We start from the raw sequence: 17,829 nt of genomic DNA on the forward strand, positions 1-17,829 counted from the left end.
GGGGCAAGCCTTCCGTTTCATATTCCACAGCCGGCAAGTCGTGCTGACCAAACCAGCAAACGGCGATAGCCAGGGCTATCTGCGAGACATTTCTTCTATTCTTTTCTCATTGAATGGGTGATGCGCGCCCGTGCCAAAATTCGACATGTAGGTGTCGTGGCGATAACCGCGCGCCTCAAGGACGACAGCGATCAGTGCGTAGAGCACGGCAAGAAGCGCCAGAACTACCCCTACGCCAGGCACCCAAAATTGTGAAAGCCCAGTGGCGACGGCGCCCAACGCGCAGGCAACCGTCAGCCAGCCGGCCGTCTTGTGATAGGCTTCAAACCAGCGCCGTCGTGCCGTCATCTCATAGTGATCGCCGTGCGGAACAGGAGGCTCATTAGTGGCTGAACCTGCCGGATTACGGACGCCGTGCGAGCCGCGGAACCAGGCGCTGACGATCTGCATTACGCCAAAGACCACTGTCGCGATGCCGAACACCGAATGAAGCGTGGCGCTGAAACCTCCACTGGCGGCAATGGCGATAGTCCCAGCGACAACGCTGGCCATGGCAAGCACCGACAAGCCGACCCGGTGCATGGTGAACCAGAACAGCTTACGACCGAGCTTAGGGCTTCCTTTCGGGATGCCGATCAGCGACGGCGCCGGTTTGCCAAAACGCGTCAGCAGCAGGACGGCCGGCACCAGCACGATCCAGATCGTGAACATCAGCCACGCATGATAAATCCAGTGCGGAGTCGTCCCAAGTACCTCGTCATACAGCGATTGTGGCAGGTTCATCAGGGAAAGTCTTCAGGTTGGCCGTATGCGCCTCGAACAGACGTTGCCGTTGAGGCAGGACGAATTCGCCCGCCGGCCATTGCCTGGTCCCGGCTCAGGATTGCCCGGCATCGTGCACAGCCCGGTGCCCCGCGCCCTGCACAAATGCTGTGCCAAACGCAGATTCTCCAGGCGAGGCCTCTGGCAATGCGTGCCGGCGGGCGGTTTCCTGCAAGCTGGTGCAGAGGGAGGACTCACACCGAGCTCAGCATCGAACAAAATGACAATGTCTGACTTTTAAGCGCAAATCAAGCTTGAAATCTGACAAATGACGTGTAGATTTACAAATATGTAATGAGGCACTGGAATGGCTTACGCCCAAAGGACCAAACTTTCGGAAAAGCTCTACGAGACGATGAGGCAACTCGTCGACAGCGGGCAATGGTCCGAAGGGACGCGTATCCCCACCGAGATGGAGCTTGCCGAGCAGCATGGAGTGTCCCGGCCGGTGGTACGCGAAGCCCTTATCCGGCTGCGCAATGACGGCATCATCAACTCGAAGCGTGGTTCAGGCAGCTACGTCCTCAACGGCTCCGAAGCGCCTGCAAAGGGTTTCCGCCCCATCGAGAACATCGCCGATCTCATCCATGCATTCGAGTTCCGGCTCACCATCGAATGCGACGCGGCGGCCGTGGCCGCCCTGCGCCGCCGTGACGAAGACATGGATGTGATCATCGCGGCACACAATGCTTTCGAGGAAGGCATGAGCGATGAGGCCTTTGGCGATCTCGACCTGGATTTTCATATCGCTGTCGCGCAGGCCTCACAGAACTCCATGTACGCCAGCACAATGTCCATGCTGCACAAGCAGATCGTTTTCGGCATGCGGTTGATTGGTCAGTTCGCGACCACAGCGACCCAGACCCGGCTGGAGGTGGTTCGCGTCGAGCACGCACCGATCGTCGATGCTATCGCAGCCAAGGAGCCGCTTCTGGCTTACGAGGCGATGTTCAACCATTTGACCTTGTCCCGGCGCAGATTGCTGGGCTTCGATGCCGTTCTCGACTGGAAGAGATCCGGACCGACCGTTCTGATCAACAAGATGGGAGGGCCTGACAGCTAATCCCGCTCTCGGCCGCAAGCGTCACCCTCGAATTCTGGTCCAATCGGCTGCCATACCCGAACCGTGCTCCAAGCGGAGCGCGAAGCCTTTGTTTTGTCGTTGCCACCCGTTCACAAGGCCAGTTGCCCTTACACAAGGTACGTCGATGTCATCCCTCGCCCTCAACCAGATCAACAAATTCTACGGCCCGAACCTCGCGGTGCTGAAGGACATCAACCTGGAAATAGATTCCGGCGAGTTTCTCGTCCTGCTTGGCCCTTCCGGCTGTGGCAAGTCCACATTGCTGCATGCGATAGCAGGCCTTCATGGAGTGACCTCGGGCGAGATCAAACTGAATGGTAGGGTGATCAACGATTTGCCATGCCAGCACCGCGACATCGCAATGGTGTTTCAGTCCTATGCGCTCTATCCATCAATGACTGTGCGCCAGAACATCTCGTTCCCGCTGGAAATGCGGAAAGTCTCCAGCGAGAAACGTGCGGATGCCGTGCAGGGTGTCGCCAAGCTTTTGCAAATCGAGCACCTGCTGGACCGCAAACCGTCGCAGTTGTCGGGCGGACAACGTCAGCGCGTTGCCATCGGGCGCGCCCTTGTCCGCGAACCCAGCATCTTCCTGTTCGATGAACCTCTTTCCAATCTCGACGCGCTGCTGCGGGTGGAGATGCGGACGGAATTGAAGAAGCTTCATCAGCGGATGGGCAAGACGACCGTCTACGTCACCCACGACCAGATCGAAGCGATGACGCTGGCAACGCGCATTGCAATTCTGGACAAAGGCGCGCTGCAGCAGGTCGGGACGCCCAACGAGGTCTATGACAGGCCGGCCAACACATTCGTCGCCACCTTTATCGGCGCGCCGCGCATAAACCTGATCGATGGCAGCGTGGTCAAGACCGGCAGCAGCCTGACGGCAAGGTTTGGCGACGCGCCGGATGTGATCCCCCTGCCTGCAGCGTTGGTCACGCATCTTTCGACAGCGGCCCCTGCCTGCACCTTTGGCATCCGCCCCGAGAATTTCTCCAACGTCGCGGGAAGCGCAGGTGAGAACGATCTCGATATCGACGTCGTCATCGAGTTGATCGAGCCCACTGGTTCAGACGACGTCATCATCTTCAAATTCGCCGGCGCCGAGCTGACGGCGCGGCTGCGTGCAGGTTCGATCATTGGACTTGGCCCGACCCGACTACGCCTGAACACAACGAAGCTGATCGCCTTCGACAAGCAAACCGGTAGCCGGATCAGCTGACCGCGACCAGAGTTTTCTCTCCATTCTGCAGTCCGGAGAACGCTCTCCGGTGTCAGCTTGGATAAGATCCCCCCTCTATGACCATGAGTTCCAGCAGGAAGAAATCGATGAGCAAAATTTACAAATGGGGATTGATCGGCGCCAGCCGGATTGCCGAGGAATGGCTGATACCAGCTATCAACGGCGATCCGAACAGCGAGGTCGCCGCCGCCTTCTCCTCCGACACGGCCCGTGGACACGCCTACGCCGAGCGAAACGGCATTCCTCAGGTCTACGATACCATCGAAGCGCTGCTTCGCTCGGATGTCGATGCCGTCTACATAAGCAACACCAATGAAAAGCATGCCCCCGATGCGATTGCGGCAATCCTGGCTGGCAAACATGTGCTCGGGGAAAAGCCGATGGCAATGACAGTCGCCGAGGCCGAAGCCATGATTGCGGCCGCCGAAACGCACAATCGCGTTTTGGGCATCAACCACCACCTGCGGAACATGGCGACCCATATCAGGCTCCACGATCTGGTGAAGAATGGGGAATTGGGTACGCTGGTCGCGGCCCGAATGACGTTCGGTGTGCTGCTTCCGGTCGCCAATCGCGGCTGGAGAACCGATTCCGTGACCGCCGGAGCCGGCGTGTTCTTCGACCTTACCGTGCATGACGCAGACCTTTTGCACTACATCCTGGGTACGGAAGCGCAGGAGGTCGTCGCGATGACCGCCAACAATGGAATAACGTCGAAGGAAGTCGAGGACACGGTCGCGATCGTCGCCCGAATGAAGACCGGGACGATTGTTCAGATCACCGAGAGCTTTGCCATCGATCACGCTAGAACGACGGTTGAGCTCTTTGGCACGAAGGCTTCGGTGTTTGCGGACGACGTTCTGCTCCAGCGTGGTGGTGGACGCGTGTTCGTGCGCAGGAATGGCGAAAAGGTCGAAGAGCAGATCGACCATGTCAACGCCTACGACAAAGTCGTCAGCGACTTCAACGCAGCGATGGCTGGCAATGGGTCGCCAACGGTGACGGGCCGCGACGGCTTGAAATCCTTGAAATTTGCCGTGGCCGCACGCGAAGCGGCCAGGACTGGCCGCTCGGTGCAGGTTTGAGACACGCTATTTTCCGTAGATCGCAGCGACCGAACGCTCAAGCGCAAAGGCGAACCCTGCATCGGGATGCTCTTTGACAAGCGCAGCCTTCAGCTCATCGGCCGATTTGCTCTTGAGCAAGGCCTTCTCCCAGTTGTCGAGATAGGCTCTCGTATAGGCGAATATGGAATTGTCCGAACGGCTTTCCGGCTTCCGATGTCCAGGAATGACGGTTTCTGCGCCGATCGCCTCCAGCCTTTTGGTACTCTCGCGCCACTTGCCGATCTGGTCGGGAGTTATGTTTTCCTCCAACCAGAGATGCGTATCGGTGTACCCGACATCCGCTGCAATGAGGGTGTTCAGGGAAGGTATGTGAACCGGCGTTACGAACTCCGTGTCGCCATGCATCGGGTCCAGAATGTCGATGCGCTCGCCCTCCAGCAGCAGATGGTCGCGGGTCAAGACGTCGGGCACGATGAGCTTGTCGGTGAAGACGCCCTGCGGCGCATGTTCGCTCAACACCTTGAGTGTCGGAGCGGACGCCTTGTTGATCATCTCAAGGACCTTCGGATGGGTCAGGGGCTTCGCTTCCGGGAAACGCTCCAGCAGCACTGACAGGCCGAGCAAATGGTCTGGATGGTAGTGGGTGACCAGGATGGTCTCGACTTTCCTGCCCGTAGCCTGGATGACGTCGGCGAGCGCTTTGGCATTGGCGACCGTAAACTGGGCGTCGATGACGACGGCGGATTTCTCGCCGACAATCACCGTGCTATCGACCATCACGCCGGCTTCATCGGCTGTGAACACCTTGGTATCGGCGGCAGCGGCACGAGAAAGTCTACTTGCCATTGCCGTTGCCGCGCCGGCCGCACCGAGCGCCAGAAGATTTCGTCTGTCGAGAATGAACATGGACATAGCTCCGCGTTTTCTGGCGGCGTTGCTTCGCCCGCCAGTTAGGGTTTCGATAAGTTGGTTGTGTCGAATGAAAGTTCGGACGTTGCCCGTCGGAAGCCAACCGAGGCGCGGCACGGGCGTCAGCCCTGAAAGCGGGCGCTGCAGGCCCGCGAAATCAAGCTGCCATGCTGGCAACCAGCGGGGAAACGGCCTGAAGAGCACTGCTCATGGAGTGGGCGCGGGCATCGTCGCCGCGCGACATGTTCTCCGCCCGGATGAAATCGAGGTCCTTGATGCCCATGAAGGCCAAAGCCGTTCTGAGGTAACTCTCCTGGAAATCCATGGAGGTCAGCGGGCCGGAAAGATAAGAACCTCCGCGCGTCGAAACGATCACCACCTTCTTGCCGCCGGCAAGGCCGATCGGGCCATTTTCGGTATAGCGGAAGGTCTTGCCGGGCTGGATGACGCGATCGAGCCACGCCTTGAGCTGGCTGGCCACGGAGAAATTGTACATCGGAGCGCCGACGACAACGATATCGCTTGCCATCAACTCGCCCACAAGCGCGTCGGACCGCGCGTGTTCACGGCGTGTCGCCTCATCCGATACTTCGAAGGCGAGCGGGCGAAACCCTGCCCCGATCGGCCCATCGAGATGGGGGACCGCCTCTTCCACCAGATCGTGATAGGTCACCGCCGCGCCGGGATGTTGATCGAGCAGGTTCTCTACCACAGCTTTCGTCAGCGTCCGGGAAGCGGACGCCGCGCCCTGGATGCTTGAGTCGAGATGAAGAATTTGCATGGCATTTGGCTCCGTTGAAGTGTTGAGCCATAGCTATCCCGGCGCACCGGTGTTGCACCAGTAAGCTAAATGGCACAGATTGTTCTACTGACGAGACAATCGAGAGCGGAGCTTACCGTGGATGACCTCAACGAACTGACCATGTTTGCAGCCATCGCGCGTCACGGCAGCTTTTCGTCGGCGGCGCTTGCGCTCGGCATTCCCAAGTCGCGCGTCAGCCGACGTATAGCAGCCCTGGAGGCCCGTCTCGGCGTTCGGCTGCTGCAGCGATCGACCCGCTCAGTCAATCTCACTTCCGTGGGGCGGGAATTCCTCAAGCACTGCAATGAAATGATCGATGCCGCCCGCATGGCTTTCGAGATCGCCGAGCAAGCGGGTGAGGCGCCGGCGGGCCGCCTGCGGGTAAGTTGCCCGGTGGGACTCGCTCACGTTTTCGTCGCGCCCGTATTATGGAAATTCATGCGGGATCACCCGGCCGTGAGGCTGGAACTCGATCTGACAAACCGCCGGGTCGATCCTATCGGAGAAGGCTACGACGTCGCATTGCGAGTCCGCTCGGCCATCGAGGATTCCCAGTTGATGATCAGGCGGTTGGGGATCAGCGAGCAGTGGCTCGTGGCGGGTCCTGAATACGTCTCATCCCACGGGCCCTTCGACGCGCCCAAGTCCATGCACCTGCAAAAAGGACTGGGTCCGGCTGGCGTGAGAGGCGAACGGAATCTATGGCACCTTACCACGCCGGACGGCCGGGCAACCGACATCGAATATGTCCCGGCGCTCGCCACCGATGATATCCATATGCTGGGCCAGGCAGCTCTTGCGGGAATGGGCATCGCTCAATTGCCACGTAACCTCTGCGGAGATGCCGTCCGCAAGGGCCGGCTGGTCCGGCTGCTGCCCGACCATGCTTTGCCGGCGCATCAGCTACACGCCATATTCCCCTCAAGGCGCGGCCTTGTGCCGGCCGTCCGCGCCTTTCTCGATTTCCTCGGCCACGAATTGCCTCTGTTGACCGCCAAAATCGAGGACGGCTACGCTACCGGTTCCAGAGATGACGGCTCGCTGACTTTGTAAGCTTGTCTTTCCGAGTAGCAGCTTCGAATTCAGGTTTTTGGCGGGATGTCTTTCATCCTTGCCACGCGCATCTTGGGTCATCTCCACTGCACAGCGGAGGCTGTGCCGGAAGATTATCGTGGGTTCCCCAGTCTTGCTCGGCATGGCGTTGCTCTAATCAGGCGAGCCAGGCCTACGATCTCACAAATCGTGCTTATGGATGTCGCCGTCCTTCAGGATCATCCTGAGCTTGGCCCGATCCTGCAGCAGTGACAGATCGTCGAGGGGGTTGCCGTCGACCACCAGCAGGTCGGCTCGTAGTCCGACAGCAACACGACCGATCTCGGCGGTCATGTTGAACAGTTCGGCCGCGGTGCTGGTTGCCGAGCGGATGACATCTATGGCAGGCAGGACCTCGCTGCGGATCGAGAATTCCAGCGACTGGTGCCGATGCAACGGACCGATCAGATCGGTGCCATAAACCATCTTCACCCCGCGTCGCTGAGCAATTTCGAGCGACCTGGAGCCGACGTCCAGGACGTATTTGATCTTGGCGTGCAGTTCGGCCGGCATGCCGATTTCGAGCCCTTCTTCCCACATGGTGATGTAGGCCGAAAGCGTCGGGACCAGGAAGGCGTCACGCTCGACCATCAGCTTGGCGGTCTCGTCCTCAAGGAAGTTGCCGTGTTCCACCGACCGGACGCCATTCGACACGGCATGATGGATGCAGCGATCGGTATAGGCATGCGCCATCACGTAGCGCTCAGCGTTTTCCGCCTCCTCGACGGCGGCACGAATCTCCTCTCCCGAAAATTGCGCAAACGTCACCGGGTCGGTGTAGGACGCAATACCGCCGCCCACCATCAGCTTGATCTGGTGGGCGCCACGGCGGATCTCGTCGCGCGCTGCCTTGCGGATCTCGCTGACACCGTCGACTATCCGGCCAAGGCTGGGAACATAATAATGGCTGTCGAATTCGGTTTCGCCGGGGCCTCTCATGTCGCCGTGACCGCCGGTCTGGGATAGCGCCTTGCCGCTGTAGAGGATACGCGGTCCGGGGATCAGTTTCTCGGCAACCGCGCGGGCGATGCCGAAATCCGCGCCGCCGGCGTCGCGCACGGTGGTGAAGCCGCGCTGCAGCATGCCCTCGAGGATCGGCATGGCCCGGATCGCCGTGTAGAAGGGTGACCAGCGCGTCAGTTGCGCGAAGCTGTTGATCGGCACGATTGCGTGGACATGGGCATCGCACAGCCCCGGCATCAGCACCTTGCCGCGCAGGTCGATCTCCCGATCGTGGCTTGCTTTGATCGGGTTGTCGCCAATCTCGGCGATGCGGCCGTCCGAGATCAGAACATCGCGCTCGCCAAGCAACGCGCCGGCATCAACGTCGAGAATGGCGCAGTTTTTCAAGAGCAGCGACGGCATGGCAATCCTATGGCTTCGAATGATGAGAGACGGAACCGATCCGGTAGATGCGGACCGCATTGGCGGCAAAGACCTTGATGCGGTCGGCGTGCGAAAGCGCGTGGGTCGCTGCGAGGAAGACATCGAAGCTTCGGGCAAAATCACCGAACAGCTTGTCCACGGGGAAGTTCGAGCCGAACATCACCCGATCGGTGCCGAACACCTCGATGGCCTCTTCGATCAGCGGGCGCACATCGGCCAGGGTCCAGTCGGGGCGCAGCATGCCGAAGCCGGAGATCTTGAACGCGACATTCGGGCTTTGCGCCATCAGGCGAATGCCACGCCGCCAAGGCTCGAAATCGCCGGTGACCAGACCGTCTGGCATGCCCGCCTGATTGATGATCATCTGGATGTCGGGCGTGGACGCGGCAAGTTCAGCCGCATCAGCCATCTGTGACGGATAGATCTGCATATCGCACGACAGTTCGTGCGCCGCGAGGCTGCGGTACCCCGCCACCCATGACGCATCTGCCAAAACATCAGGCCGATCGACATAACTCAGCCGCGGGATTTCGTGCCAGGCAACGATGTGGCGGATGCCGCGAAACAGGTGCGAGGCCTTGAGATGACCGTCAATTGTGTCGGCCAGGTCGGTTGCATCGAGCCGTACGCTCCCGACAATCGCGTTGGGAAAACCGTGCTTTTCGAACGCGGCATGAACCATGCGCGTTTCACCGACCGGGTTCGACGGATCAAACCCGCCATCCAGATGGACTGTCGCAACGACATTGAATGCGCTGGTGTCCGATCGATACGCGACCGGATCATAGCTTTGACGTATGGCCGTCGTGTCCCCAACGATCGAAGGCATGTCGGGATCGAGCCAGGGGTAGCGATGATTGGCCAGATCCCAAATGTGGTGATGGGCGTCGACAATCGGTATGTCATGACTGCTAGTCATCGTAGGGGCGCCGCCGGGGATTGTTCTATAACGATGGAATTCAAAGCCGGCCCACCTCGATCGACTGTCAGCAAAAGCCTTTTCCGCATTCTCTTGGCCGCAGTTTTGCGAAGTGCGGGCGCGATTGACAAGGAGACGGCAGTTGTATCTTCATGACACAAAGTCATGGAGATGATGTCGTGCCCGAGAGCAGCGCCGGCGGACGCAAACCGGCCCATCGCGACGCCGTCGAGCGGGAAAGCAACCTGCCGACGATAGCCGCGCTTCGCGCCTTCGTGCTGTCGGCGCAATATCGCAACTTCTCCCGGGCCGCCGATGAACTAGAGATCACACAAAGTGGCGTCAGTCGCGCCGTCCGGTCGATCGAAGATGCGACGGGCGCCCTGCTCTTCGAACGCACCGGCCATGGCCTGGTGCTTACGGAGCCCGGTGCCCTCTATCTCACCGAGGCCACCGAGATCCTGTCCAATCTGGGCGCTGCCACATTGAGGCTGAGCACTTTCCAGAGTGGTTCGGAGCGGCTGCATATCGCCACCTTGCCCAGCCTTGGAAGTCGGTGGCTCGCCCCGCGCATCGGCAGGTTTCTAAACGCCAATCCCACTATCGAGCTGACCGTCACGGCAAGCATCGGCCAGTTTTCGTTCGAAGCCACCGATGTCGACGCCGCCATCCATTATGGCACCGACGCTTGGCCGGACTCGCAGTCCGAATTCCTGATGGACGAGGTTCTCATTCCCGTGTGCCGCCCCGACCTCATCGTTGGCGGCAAGGCAGATCCGAGCGCGCTCTTGGGTATGCGGCTGATCCAGCATTCGCACCGCCCGACGGCCTGGCGGGAATGGTTTCGAGAGATCGGCATGTCACACCCCAACCCGACCGCCGGCCCTGTCTTCGAGCAATATCAGATGGGAATCGAGGCAGCTCTGGCAGGCCTGGGCACAATCCTGATGCCGCCGTTCATGGTGCTGGAGGAATTGACGTCGGGCCGATTTGTGCCGCTGCACGACGTGCCGGTCCGCTCGCCGTGGAGCTACTTCCTGATTTATCCGCGCACCAAACGCAGCAAAGTCGCCGTTCAGAAAATGCGTTCATGGTTGCGCGCCGAGGCAAAACGCACCGTAGAACAGACGGCGCGCATTTTCGTGAAGTGAGCCAGTCAGCGAAGGTCCATTTCTTCGCTGGCCAAAACGTCGTCTCGTTGCCTTGACGCAATTCCGGGCGGAACCCGTTTCACGATTTTCCGCCCGGATGCTTTATCGGCGCGTCGCGCGCCGACTCAACAGTGCATCGAGAACAACCGCCAGCACCAGAATAGCGCCCTGCACCTCGAGCCGCGTCTGGGTCGTTGCATTGATAAGCAGCATGCCATTCGAAACACTGCCCATCACCAGCGCACCGGTGAGAGCTGCCCAGACGGATCCGCGTCCGCCAAACAGGCTGACGCCACCGATCACGGCAGCGGCAATCGCTTCAAGCAGCAAGGTGGTATCCGCCGAGTCCGGTGACACGCCGAGGACGCGGCCTGCCGCCATCATGCCCGCAAGTGCCGCGAACATGCCCGTCAGCACAAACGCGGTGATCTTGAGCCTGTTCACCGAGATGCCCGAGCGGCGGACGGCCTCTGCATTGGCGCCGACGGCGAATAGATGGAGGCCGAAACGCGTCTGCGTCGTGATATAGGCGAAGACGCCCAGCATGCAGAGCAGGAATGCGACCATGACCGGCACGCCCCGATAGGCGTCGAACACCCGCACGGTTGCCGCGCCAACGACCGCAAGCAGGACGACTGGTACGATGACGCTGGTTCCCAGGTTGGAGACAATCGAACGCGAGACCCGTGTCACGTGGGTCTGAAAGCACAGAATGGCGAAGATGACAACGACGCCGATCAGGATGGCATAGCTCGCCAGCGGCGGCATGTAGAGGGAGAAGATCGTGCCCATCGGCTGGCCGACCAGTGAGATCAGATTCGATCCTGGCGGCAGCAGATCGAGCAACACGCCCTGTAAGATCATGGACACGCCCAATGTCACGATGAATGCCGGTGCCCGAAAGATCGTGACGATCACACCTTGAACGCCTCCGATCAGACCTCCTGTCAGCAGACCGAGGGCGATGGCGAGCGTCGCATCCACACCCGAGTTCACCGCCAGACCCGCGGCGATCGCGGCCGAAACCGCACCAACGGCCGCGACCGACAGATCGATTTCTCCGATCACCAGCACGAACATCAGACCGAGAGCCAGTGTGCCGGTGACGACGATCTGCAGCGACAGGTTCGAGAGATTGCGTGGGCTCAGGAACAGCGGATTGGCCGAGTAGAAGTAGGCCCAGATGACGGCAAGCACGATGAGCACCGGCACCATGCGCCATTTTCCAGCGAGCGCTTCGAGGATGTACTGCGTGTTCATGACGTGCTGCACACTTGTCTTGGGACTGGCGACGATAGGACTATCGGCAGCGCTAGACATGGAGATCCCCCCTGAAATCGCGGGTGGATGCGAGAGTGGCGGCGTCCATCACGCCGGTTATCGCTCCGATAAGATCCTCGCGGGTGTAGCCACCACGAGAGACTTCGGCGACTTTCCTGCCAAGCCGAAGCACGACAACACGGTCGGCGACCTGCTGGACGTCGCCTAGGTCGTGAGACACCACCACGACGGCGCGCCCCTGCCCTCGCAACCGGTCGATCAACGCCAGAACCTGCTTGCGCTGGGCGACGCCCAATGCCGCTGTCGGCTCATCGAGCAAGACGATCCTGGGGTCACTGAGGATGGAGCGGCAGATGGCTACCGACTGGCGCTGACCGCCGGAGAGCGAACTTATGGGGTTGCTGACGTCGCGGATCTTGACGTCGAGGCTGGCCAGAATCTCTCTAGCTCGCGCTTCCATTGCGCCGCGCTGGAGACGCCGGCCGAGGTACCAAGGATTGTGCAGCTCACGCCCGAGGAAGAGGTTCTGAACGGTGTCGAGATTATCGCACAGCGCCAGGTCCTGGTAGACGGTCTGGATGCCGGCATGGCCCGCGTCGTGCGGCGATCGCAGCGCGACGCCGAGGCCGGCACAGAAAATCTCGCCCTCGCTGGGAGACTGGATGCCGGAGATGATCTTGACCAGCGTCGATTTGCCGGCGCCATTGTCGCCCACCAGTGCAACGACTTCGCCTGGCCAAACACTGAATGACACATCTGTCAGCGCGGATATGGCGCCGAAGTGTTTTGAAACATTGCGGATTTCGAGAATGGGTGGATCTGATCTGGTCATCGCATGCCTTCAAGACAAGCCGACAAGGCGCTACCGCGTGGGACGGCAGCGCCTGACGCTCTATTTGGTGCAGAAATCGGACTTGGCCGCAATGCCGGTGCAGAGCTGCTGCTTGGTGTAAAGACCGGCATCGACCACGGTTTTCTGAACGTTGTCGGCGGTGATAAAAACGTTTGGGGCCAGGTGAGCCGGAACACCACCCTTGACGAACTTGTTGTCCCAGGTGCCATTGACCAAACCGGAAGGCGGCTGCTCGCCACGGGCAGCAGCCAGAACCAACGTCACGGCGGCGTCCGCCATCCCCGCATAGGGTGGCGACATGTCGGCCGCCTGCCATCCGGCCAGAACACGCTGGACGCCTTCGAGTGTGGCATCGTAGCCTCCGAACAGCTCGACTTTGCCAACCAGACCTTGGCCGGTCAGGGCGGCGATCACGCCGCCGCCGGTGTCGTCGTTCATCACCACGGCTCCGTCGACCTCGTTGTTGGTTTGGGTCAGGCATTGCTCCATGTTCTTCTGCGCGTTGGCCGCGAGGTAAAGCAGCGCGTCGGCCCGGCAGACAATCTGGATGGTGCCGTCCGCCACAAGCGGAGCGATGTAACGGTCGAAACCTTTCATCTGCTCGGTGTAGAAGGCGAACTTCGGATCGCCGAGCATGTATGCCAGGCGCACCGGCCTGTGTTGCGGCAGATGTTCGACCAGGTACTTGGCCTGCGCCTCGCCGATATCCGCGAACGGCACGGATACGTGATAGGCGACCGGGCCCTCGCCTGGATCGTGTGCATAGGTCACAACCGGGACGCCATCACCTGCCGCCTTGGCAAGAATGCTGGCCGAACGCAGGGGATCGACGGCGATCAGGACGATGCCGGCAGCGCCGCTGGCCAGCGCGGCGTCTGTCTGCGAGACCTGCTGCTGCATGTCGTCGTTCGCATTCAGCACGACCAGCTTGCTACCGGGCGCCTGCTTTTCCAGGGCTTTCGTGATGTTTGGTATATCGAACTGTGCAATGCGCGAAGTCGTGACGTTGTTGACCAGCAAGTAGATGGGGCCACTGAGGTCCTTGGCGAGCGCGCCGCTGCTGGCAAGCGCCGCGACGCCTGAAAGCAGCAGCCCCTTAAGCGATAGTTTCATGTGTTCCAATCCCCTGAAGTTGCGTGGAGCTGATCGGCTGTGCCGCCAAACCCGACAGTATGGATGGCGAGCTTGGCTGCTCCTCTTGCACTGTCTGTCCATGAACTTTGCTCATGGTGGCTATGACGCTATTGAGAGTAATGGCGGCCGCCAATAGGGCTGCACGCATTTCTCCATGACTTCAACTCATGGGCAAGCGATATGCGTCGAGGTTGATGTGCGGCTTGCGGGCTTCCTGGGGAAAGCCGAAAGCCTCCCATCTCGGCGCCAAAGGCGGGAAATGAGAGGCCGGATCGGACCATTGCCGACGAAGTCAGGCAGGAGCGCTAATTTCCGCGCAATAGCATCGAGGCCGCTTTCTCCGCAATCATGATCGTGGCGGCATTGGTGTTGCCGCTCACCATTGTCGGCATGATCGAGGCATCGGCCACCCTGAGGCCGTCGACGCCATGAACCTTCAACTGATCATCGACGACCGCCATCGCGTCGTGCCCCATCTTGGCCGTGCCGCATGTATGATGGCCGATGCCGCACGTTGTGCGAATATAGCTGTCGAGTTCGTCATCCGAACGGATATCCGCGCCGGGCGCCAGTTCCGTACCACGGTAGGGCGCCAAGGCTTCCTGCTGAAGGATCCTGCGGGTGGCGCGTATCGCATCGCGGGTGAGCGCAAGATCGTTTTTCGACGAGAGAAAGTGCGGATCGAAGATGGGAGCCTCCCGGGGATCTGACGACTTCAGCGTCAGCATCCCTCGGCTCTCCGGCCTGTTGGGCCAAACATGCACCACGAAAGAATGTCCGGCCATCCGGTCCGCCCATGGCATCCGCACCTTCAAGCCCTGTCCGGGGTAATAGGGGATGAACACCGCTTGGCATTCCGGCGCCACGGCATCCGTCTTAATGTTGAAAAACCCACCGGCTTCCAACGGGCTGCGCGTGATCTGTCCGCGGCGGAAAACCAGCGCGTTGATCATTTCTGCCGTTAGCGTGTGCCAGCGCAATGTCCTGGCAAGTGAAACCGGTTGTGTGGCCTCATAGGCGACCGATGCATTGACATGATCCTGGAGATTCTTGCCGACGCCCCTGAGGTCGTTGACTACGGCTATCCCGTGCGATTGCAGATCCCTCGCATCGCCGAGGCCCGACAGCATCAGCAATTTCGGTGAATTGAACGAACCAGCCGACAGGACAATCTCGCGCGTGGCGGACGCTCGCCGGATCCCGCCGTTCTCGAAGAACTCGACGCCCGAGGCGCGCGCCTCGTCGATGACAATTCGGGCGACAAGCGCGTTGACAATGACCCGCAGATTGGGCCGCTTCATCGCCTGCCGCAGGAACGCCTTGGCCGTGGTGACACGGCGCCCGCCGCGGATGTTGAAATCATAAATACCAAAGCCTTCCTGCTCGGGCCCGTTGAAATCGTCGTTGAGGCGATATCCCGCCTGCCTGCAGGCCTCCAGATAGGGGGCCGTCAACGGCGAGACGGTCGGTGGCTTGCCCACCGGCAGGCCGCCGCAGTCATTGTGGTAGGCACTCTTGCCGCCCTCGTAACTCTCGCTCTTCGTGAAATAGGGCAGCACGTCGTCGTAGGACCAGCCGGCGTTGCCGAGCTGACGCCAATGATCGAAATCCGACCTGTTGCCTCGGATGTACTGGGCGCCGTTGAAGATGAACGATCCGCCCAGCATCTTGCCGCGGGGAAAGTACATGCTTCTGCCATTCAGATTTTCCTGCGGCTGGCTCCGGAAAGCCCAGTTGTTGCGTTCGAACTCGAACAGCTTGCCAGCGATGAACGGCAGATCGTAGCTCGGATCGCGACCGCTGTTGCCTGCCTCGAGCAGTAGAACCCGGTTGGCTGGGTCGGCACTCAATCTGCTGGCCAGCACGCACCCCGCCGACCCGCCGCCTACGACGATGAAATCGAAGTTCAAATCAGCTTCGCGCATACTTCCTGAATGCCCCGATACTCTGTGAGGTGCCTAGATTGCCGAAATGACCGGCTTGAGCAACGGCAGTCCGGGAAAGCGTCTATGAGTCAGAGTCATGGCGAGATTGATCGGAGGGTTCGCCCTAACGAAGAAGTCAGATCATTTCGGGGCGCATCAGAAATGCGCGAAACCAACTATTTCCATTACGGACCGATCTGGGTGGAGGTGCATTTCGCCATGCTCGCATTGCCGTTGAAGGCGGCACGATGTCTCGCGACATCCCTCGAGCCTAAATTCTCGGACTGACGTTTCCCGCGCTTCAGATCGCGCATGCAAAGCTCTAGATGCGAAATCGTGATGTGGCCACCCCGATGTAAACATAGGTCCGCTGAGCGGACCAGCACATGATGCATGCAGGCGTTCTCAGCGTGTATCCAAAGTTCCACCTTCGTAGACGAGGCGGGCAGTCGGAACGCGTTGGCCGAGCCCGGCATCCCGTCGGGTCGCATTGACCTAGGCGCTAGGCGTCACTGGAGAACCAAACCGTGTTAGAAATTCCGAAGCGCTTCGCAGATCAACCTGCCTGGCCCTCAATAGACCACCGCAAGAGCCGCACGGCTATTTTCTCCATCTTCTTCCTGCATGGCTGCATCTTCGGCACCTGGTCCTCCCTTGTGCCGACAATCAAGGCGCGTCTCTCGATACCAGACAGTCAATTCGGCTGGTCGCTGTTCATGATTGTCGTGGGCTCACTCTTCGCCATGCTGGCGAGCCGGTCTCTCATCACGCGTTTCGGCAGCAAACAAGTGGTTCGAGTGTCGGCGCCCATTCTCTTGGCGACAGTCGTGCTGGCCTCGTTCACGAATGTCCCAACCTTGTTCCCCCTGGTGCTGCTGATGCTGGGGCTTGCCGGCAATTTCATGGATGTCGCCATGAACGCGCAGGCGGTCGAGGCAGAGCGCTTATCCCAAAAAGCCCTAATGTCCACGTTCCACGCCATGTGGAGCCTTGGCGGGCTTACAGGTGCTGCCTCGGGAGGCCTGCTTGTCAAATTTGCGGGGAGTTCGATGGGCGCGCTGATAGCTGCGCTATTACTCTCGCTTCTCTTCGTGGCAAACCAGAGCAAGCTTCTTGCCGCAAGGCCAAGTGAGGGCGCCACGGGCGCTCGGCCAATCAGCCCAATGTGGCTGCTGGTTGTCGCGGGCCTGCTTGCCGGTGTGTGCATGTCGACAGACGCAGCGGTCCGTGACTGGGGCCCCCTCTATCTCACTGGCCATTTTGCGCTTGATTTCAGCTTCTCGGGACTAGGCTATGCGGCGTTCGCCAGTTCCATGGCAATCTGTCGGCTGGCTGGCGATCGCGTCAGAACGGTCGTGGGCGAGAAACAACTTCTTGCAATCTCGACAGGCTTGGTGATCGTCGGTCTCTCGATTGTCGCCTTCGCCAAGATCGTGCCTGTGGCGCTGTTCGGGTTTGTCCTGTTGGGCATCGGCGTATCGAATATTTTTCCCACACTGTTGAGCATGGCGGGGCGACGCGGCGACGCATCAAACATAGTGGTGGTCTTCGCGACGGGCTACATAGTTGCCCTGGCCACAGCGCCCAGCTTCGGGATCCTCGCCGAGGCAACCGCCTTGTCCAATATCTACTTGTTGCTGGCCGTGTTGTTCCTGCTTACCGGAACGGCTTTCGTCCGCGTCGCCAGTCGCTTCTGAATTGTGGAAATTCCTCTCCATCGCTGGCGGTTCTTAAGCAAGTGGCTGTCGCCTCCAAGGCAAAGGCATGTTTGATCGAGCCGACCCTATATCGTCCCAGACTCATTGACACGAATTTGTAAACGTTTACACTGTCCAAGCGACATTGTCGGCACCGGTCGGCTCATGATCGAGAGGCATTTAGTGGAAAAACCTCAAGGGCGCGCTATGCACGATCACAATCAAACGCGTAATGTGTTCCTGCAGCTAGTGAAGTTTTGCACCGCTCTTCTCGCGCTTTTTATGTTTGCAGAGCTTAGCCCGACGGCGATGGCGATACTTGCCGACCAAAGTGTTCAGCGCGGCATGATCGCCCAGGAGCAGTCCAAGGCGGCGGAGCATTATCTGTCGATCCTGCTGAACTAAATCCAAGCGCGCTTCGATCCGGTGACGTGCCCCGTCGAACGCGATTGCCCTTAGTA

General features: G+C 60.0%; 17 protein-coding genes. 8 read left to right on the forward strand and 9 right to left on the reverse strand.

The window, feature by feature from the left end:
• Window positions 1–75: 75 nt before the first annotated feature.
• The gene (locus tag EN804_RS16740; protein WP_135920326.1) at window positions 76–783 is read right to left on the reverse strand and encodes a hypothetical protein; all 708 of its coding nucleotides are present in this window, start codon (window positions 781–783) and stop codon (window positions 76–78) included.
• 346 nt (window positions 784–1,129) lie between these two features.
• Here EN804_RS16740 and EN804_RS16745 point away from each other — a divergent pair, with 346 nt between their 5' ends.
• The 3 genes from EN804_RS16745 (at window position 1,130) to EN804_RS16755 (ending at window position 4,237) form a co-directional block, all read left to right on the forward strand.
• The gene (locus EN804_RS16745) at window positions 1,130–1,885 is read left to right on the forward strand and encodes a FadR/GntR family transcriptional regulator (RefSeq protein ID WP_127870995.1); all 756 of its coding nucleotides are present in this window, start codon (window positions 1,130–1,132) and stop codon (window positions 1,883–1,885) included.
• A gap of 145 nt (window positions 1,886–2,030) precedes the next feature.
• Complete coding sequence (locus EN804_RS16750; RefSeq protein WP_135920328.1) at window positions 2,031–3,131, forward strand: ABC transporter ATP-binding protein; 1,101 nt, start codon at window positions 2,031–2,033, stop codon at window positions 3,129–3,131.
• 107 nt (window positions 3,132–3,238) lie between these two features.
• The gene (locus tag EN804_RS16755) at window positions 3,239–4,237 is read left to right on the forward strand and encodes a Gfo/Idh/MocA family oxidoreductase (RefSeq protein ID WP_189524524.1); all 999 of its coding nucleotides are present in this window, start codon (window positions 3,239–3,241) and stop codon (window positions 4,235–4,237) included.
• Window positions 4,238–4,243: 6 nt separating this feature from the next.
• On the opposite strand, the gene EN804_RS16760 is transcribed toward EN804_RS16755, so the two are convergent.
• Window positions 4,244–5,245, reverse strand: a complete 1,002-nt coding sequence (locus tag EN804_RS16760; RefSeq protein WP_245525130.1) for an MBL fold metallo-hydrolase — start codon at window positions 5,243–5,245, stop codon at window positions 4,244–4,246.
• Window positions 5,246–5,285: 40 nt separating this feature from the next.
• Complete coding sequence (locus EN804_RS16765; RefSeq protein WP_135917225.1) at window positions 5,286–5,909, reverse strand: FMN-dependent NADH-azoreductase; 624 nt, start codon at window positions 5,907–5,909, stop codon at window positions 5,286–5,288.
• 117 nt (window positions 5,910–6,026) lie between these two features.
• Between EN804_RS16765 and EN804_RS16770 the strand changes: the two genes are divergently transcribed.
• Window positions 6,027–6,983, forward strand: a complete 957-nt coding sequence (locus EN804_RS16770) for a LysR family transcriptional regulator (RefSeq protein ID WP_135917226.1) — start codon at window positions 6,027–6,029, stop codon at window positions 6,981–6,983.
• A gap of 180 nt (window positions 6,984–7,163) precedes the next feature.
• Here EN804_RS16770 and EN804_RS16775 read toward each other — a convergent pair whose 3' ends face one another.
• Window positions 7,164–8,387: an amidohydrolase family protein gene (locus tag EN804_RS16775; RefSeq protein WP_127870990.1), complete on the reverse strand. Its 1,224-nt coding sequence runs from the start codon at window positions 8,385–8,387 to the stop codon at window positions 7,164–7,166.
• Between the two features lie 7 nt (window positions 8,388–8,394).
• Window positions 8,395–9,327 (reverse strand): amidohydrolase family protein, encoded by a 933-nt coding sequence (locus EN804_RS16780; protein WP_135920332.1) that lies wholly within the window; start codon window positions 9,325–9,327, stop codon window positions 8,395–8,397.
• A 179-nt stretch (window positions 9,328–9,506) separates the two neighbouring features.
• Between EN804_RS16780 and EN804_RS16785 the strand changes: the two genes are divergently transcribed.
• Window positions 9,507–10,478, forward strand: a complete 972-nt coding sequence (locus tag EN804_RS16785) for a LysR substrate-binding domain-containing protein (RefSeq protein ID WP_189524525.1) — start codon at window positions 9,507–9,509, stop codon at window positions 10,476–10,478.
• 102 nt (window positions 10,479–10,580) lie between these two features.
• Here EN804_RS16785 and EN804_RS16790 read toward each other — a convergent pair whose 3' ends face one another.
• From EN804_RS16790 to EN804_RS16805, 4 genes are all read right to left on the reverse strand, one after another.
• Entirely contained in the window at window positions 10,581–11,693 is a 1,113-nt protein-coding gene (locus EN804_RS16790) for an ABC transporter permease (protein WP_210237368.1), read from the reverse strand.
• Window positions 11,694–11,790: 97 nt separating this feature from the next.
• Window positions 11,791–12,591, reverse strand: coding sequence for an ATP-binding cassette domain-containing protein (locus EN804_RS16795; protein ID WP_127870987.1), 801 nt, complete (start codon window positions 12,589–12,591; stop codon window positions 11,791–11,793).
• 60 nt (window positions 12,592–12,651) lie between these two features.
• Window positions 12,652–13,725 carry a substrate-binding domain-containing protein gene (locus EN804_RS16800; RefSeq protein ID WP_135907068.1) on the reverse strand — a complete coding sequence of 358 codons (1,074 nt, stop codon included), beginning with the start codon at window positions 13,723–13,725 and terminating at the stop codon, window positions 12,652–12,654.
• A 326-nt stretch (window positions 13,726–14,051) separates the two neighbouring features.
• The gene (locus tag EN804_RS16805; protein WP_135920338.1) at window positions 14,052–15,671 is read right to left on the reverse strand and encodes a GMC family oxidoreductase N-terminal domain-containing protein; all 1,620 of its coding nucleotides are present in this window, start codon (window positions 15,669–15,671) and stop codon (window positions 14,052–14,054) included.
• Between the two features lie 162 nt (window positions 15,672–15,833).
• Between EN804_RS16805 and EN804_RS38690 the strand changes: the two genes are divergently transcribed.
• From EN804_RS38690 to EN804_RS16815, 3 genes are all read left to right on the forward strand, one after another.
• A complete protein-coding gene (locus tag EN804_RS38690; RefSeq protein WP_281404929.1) occupies window positions 15,834–15,959 on the forward strand; it encodes a hypothetical protein in 126 nt (41 codons plus the stop codon).
• 239 nt (window positions 15,960–16,198) lie between these two features.
• A complete protein-coding gene (locus EN804_RS16810; protein ID WP_189524526.1) occupies window positions 16,199–17,368 on the forward strand; it encodes an MFS transporter in 1,170 nt (389 codons plus the stop codon).
• Between the two features lie 165 nt (window positions 17,369–17,533).
• Window positions 17,534–17,773 carry a hypothetical protein gene (locus EN804_RS16815; RefSeq protein WP_135920342.1) on the forward strand — a complete coding sequence of 80 codons (240 nt, stop codon included), beginning with the start codon at window positions 17,534–17,536 and terminating at the stop codon, window positions 17,771–17,773.
• The last annotated feature ends 56 nt before the right edge of the window (window positions 17,774–17,829 follow it).

It is taken from the genome of Mesorhizobium sp. M8A.F.Ca.ET.161.01.1.1 (genome assembly GCF_004792105.1).
GTDB lineage: Bacteria > Pseudomonadota > Alphaproteobacteria > Rhizobiales > Rhizobiaceae > Mesorhizobium.

What these genes read in the sequence shown, in the direction of transcription:
- EN804_RS16740 (WP_135920326.1), bottom strand. Translation starts at nt 783, where the DNA reads ATGAACCTGCCACAATCGCTGTATGACGAGGTACTTGGGACGACTCCG.
- EN804_RS16745 (WP_127870995.1), top strand. Translation starts at nt 1,130, where the DNA reads ATGGCTTACGCCCAAAGGACCAAACTTTCGGAAAAGCTCTACGAGACG.
- EN804_RS16750 (WP_135920328.1), top strand. Translation starts at nt 2,031, where the DNA reads ATGTCATCCCTCGCCCTCAACCAGATCAACAAATTCTACGGCCCGAAC.
- EN804_RS16755 (WP_189524524.1), top strand. Translation starts at nt 3,239, where the DNA reads ATGAGCAAAATTTACAAATGGGGATTGATCGGCGCCAGCCGGATTGCC.
- EN804_RS16765 (WP_135917225.1), bottom strand. Translation starts at nt 5,909, where the DNA reads ATGCAAATTCTTCATCTCGACTCAAGCATCCAGGGCGCGGCGTCCGCT.
- EN804_RS16775 (WP_127870990.1), bottom strand. Translation starts at nt 8,387, where the DNA reads ATGCCGTCGCTGCTCTTGAAAAACTGCGCCATTCTCGACGTTGATGCC.
- EN804_RS16780 (WP_135920332.1), bottom strand. Translation starts at nt 9,327, where the DNA reads ATGACTAGCAGTCATGACATACCGATTGTCGACGCCCATCACCACATT.
- EN804_RS16790 (WP_210237368.1), bottom strand. Translation starts at nt 11,693, where the DNA reads ATGGTGCCGGTGCTCATCGTGCTTGCCGTCATCTGGGCCTACTTCTAC.
- EN804_RS16795 (WP_127870987.1), bottom strand. Translation starts at nt 12,591, where the DNA reads ATGACCAGATCAGATCCACCCATTCTCGAAATCCGCAATGTTTCAAAA.
- EN804_RS16800 (WP_135907068.1), bottom strand. Translation starts at nt 13,725, where the DNA reads ATGAAACTATCGCTTAAGGGGCTGCTGCTTTCAGGCGTCGCGGCGCTT.
- EN804_RS16805 (WP_135920338.1), bottom strand. Translation starts at nt 15,671, where the DNA reads ATGCGCGAAGCTGATTTGAACTTCGATTTCATCGTCGTAGGCGGCGGG.
- EN804_RS38690 (WP_281404929.1), top strand. Translation starts at nt 15,834, where the DNA reads ATGCGCGAAACCAACTATTTCCATTACGGACCGATCTGGGTGGAGGTG.
- EN804_RS16815 (WP_135920342.1), top strand. Translation starts at nt 17,534, where the DNA reads ATGATCGAGAGGCATTTAGTGGAAAAACCTCAAGGGCGCGCTATGCAC.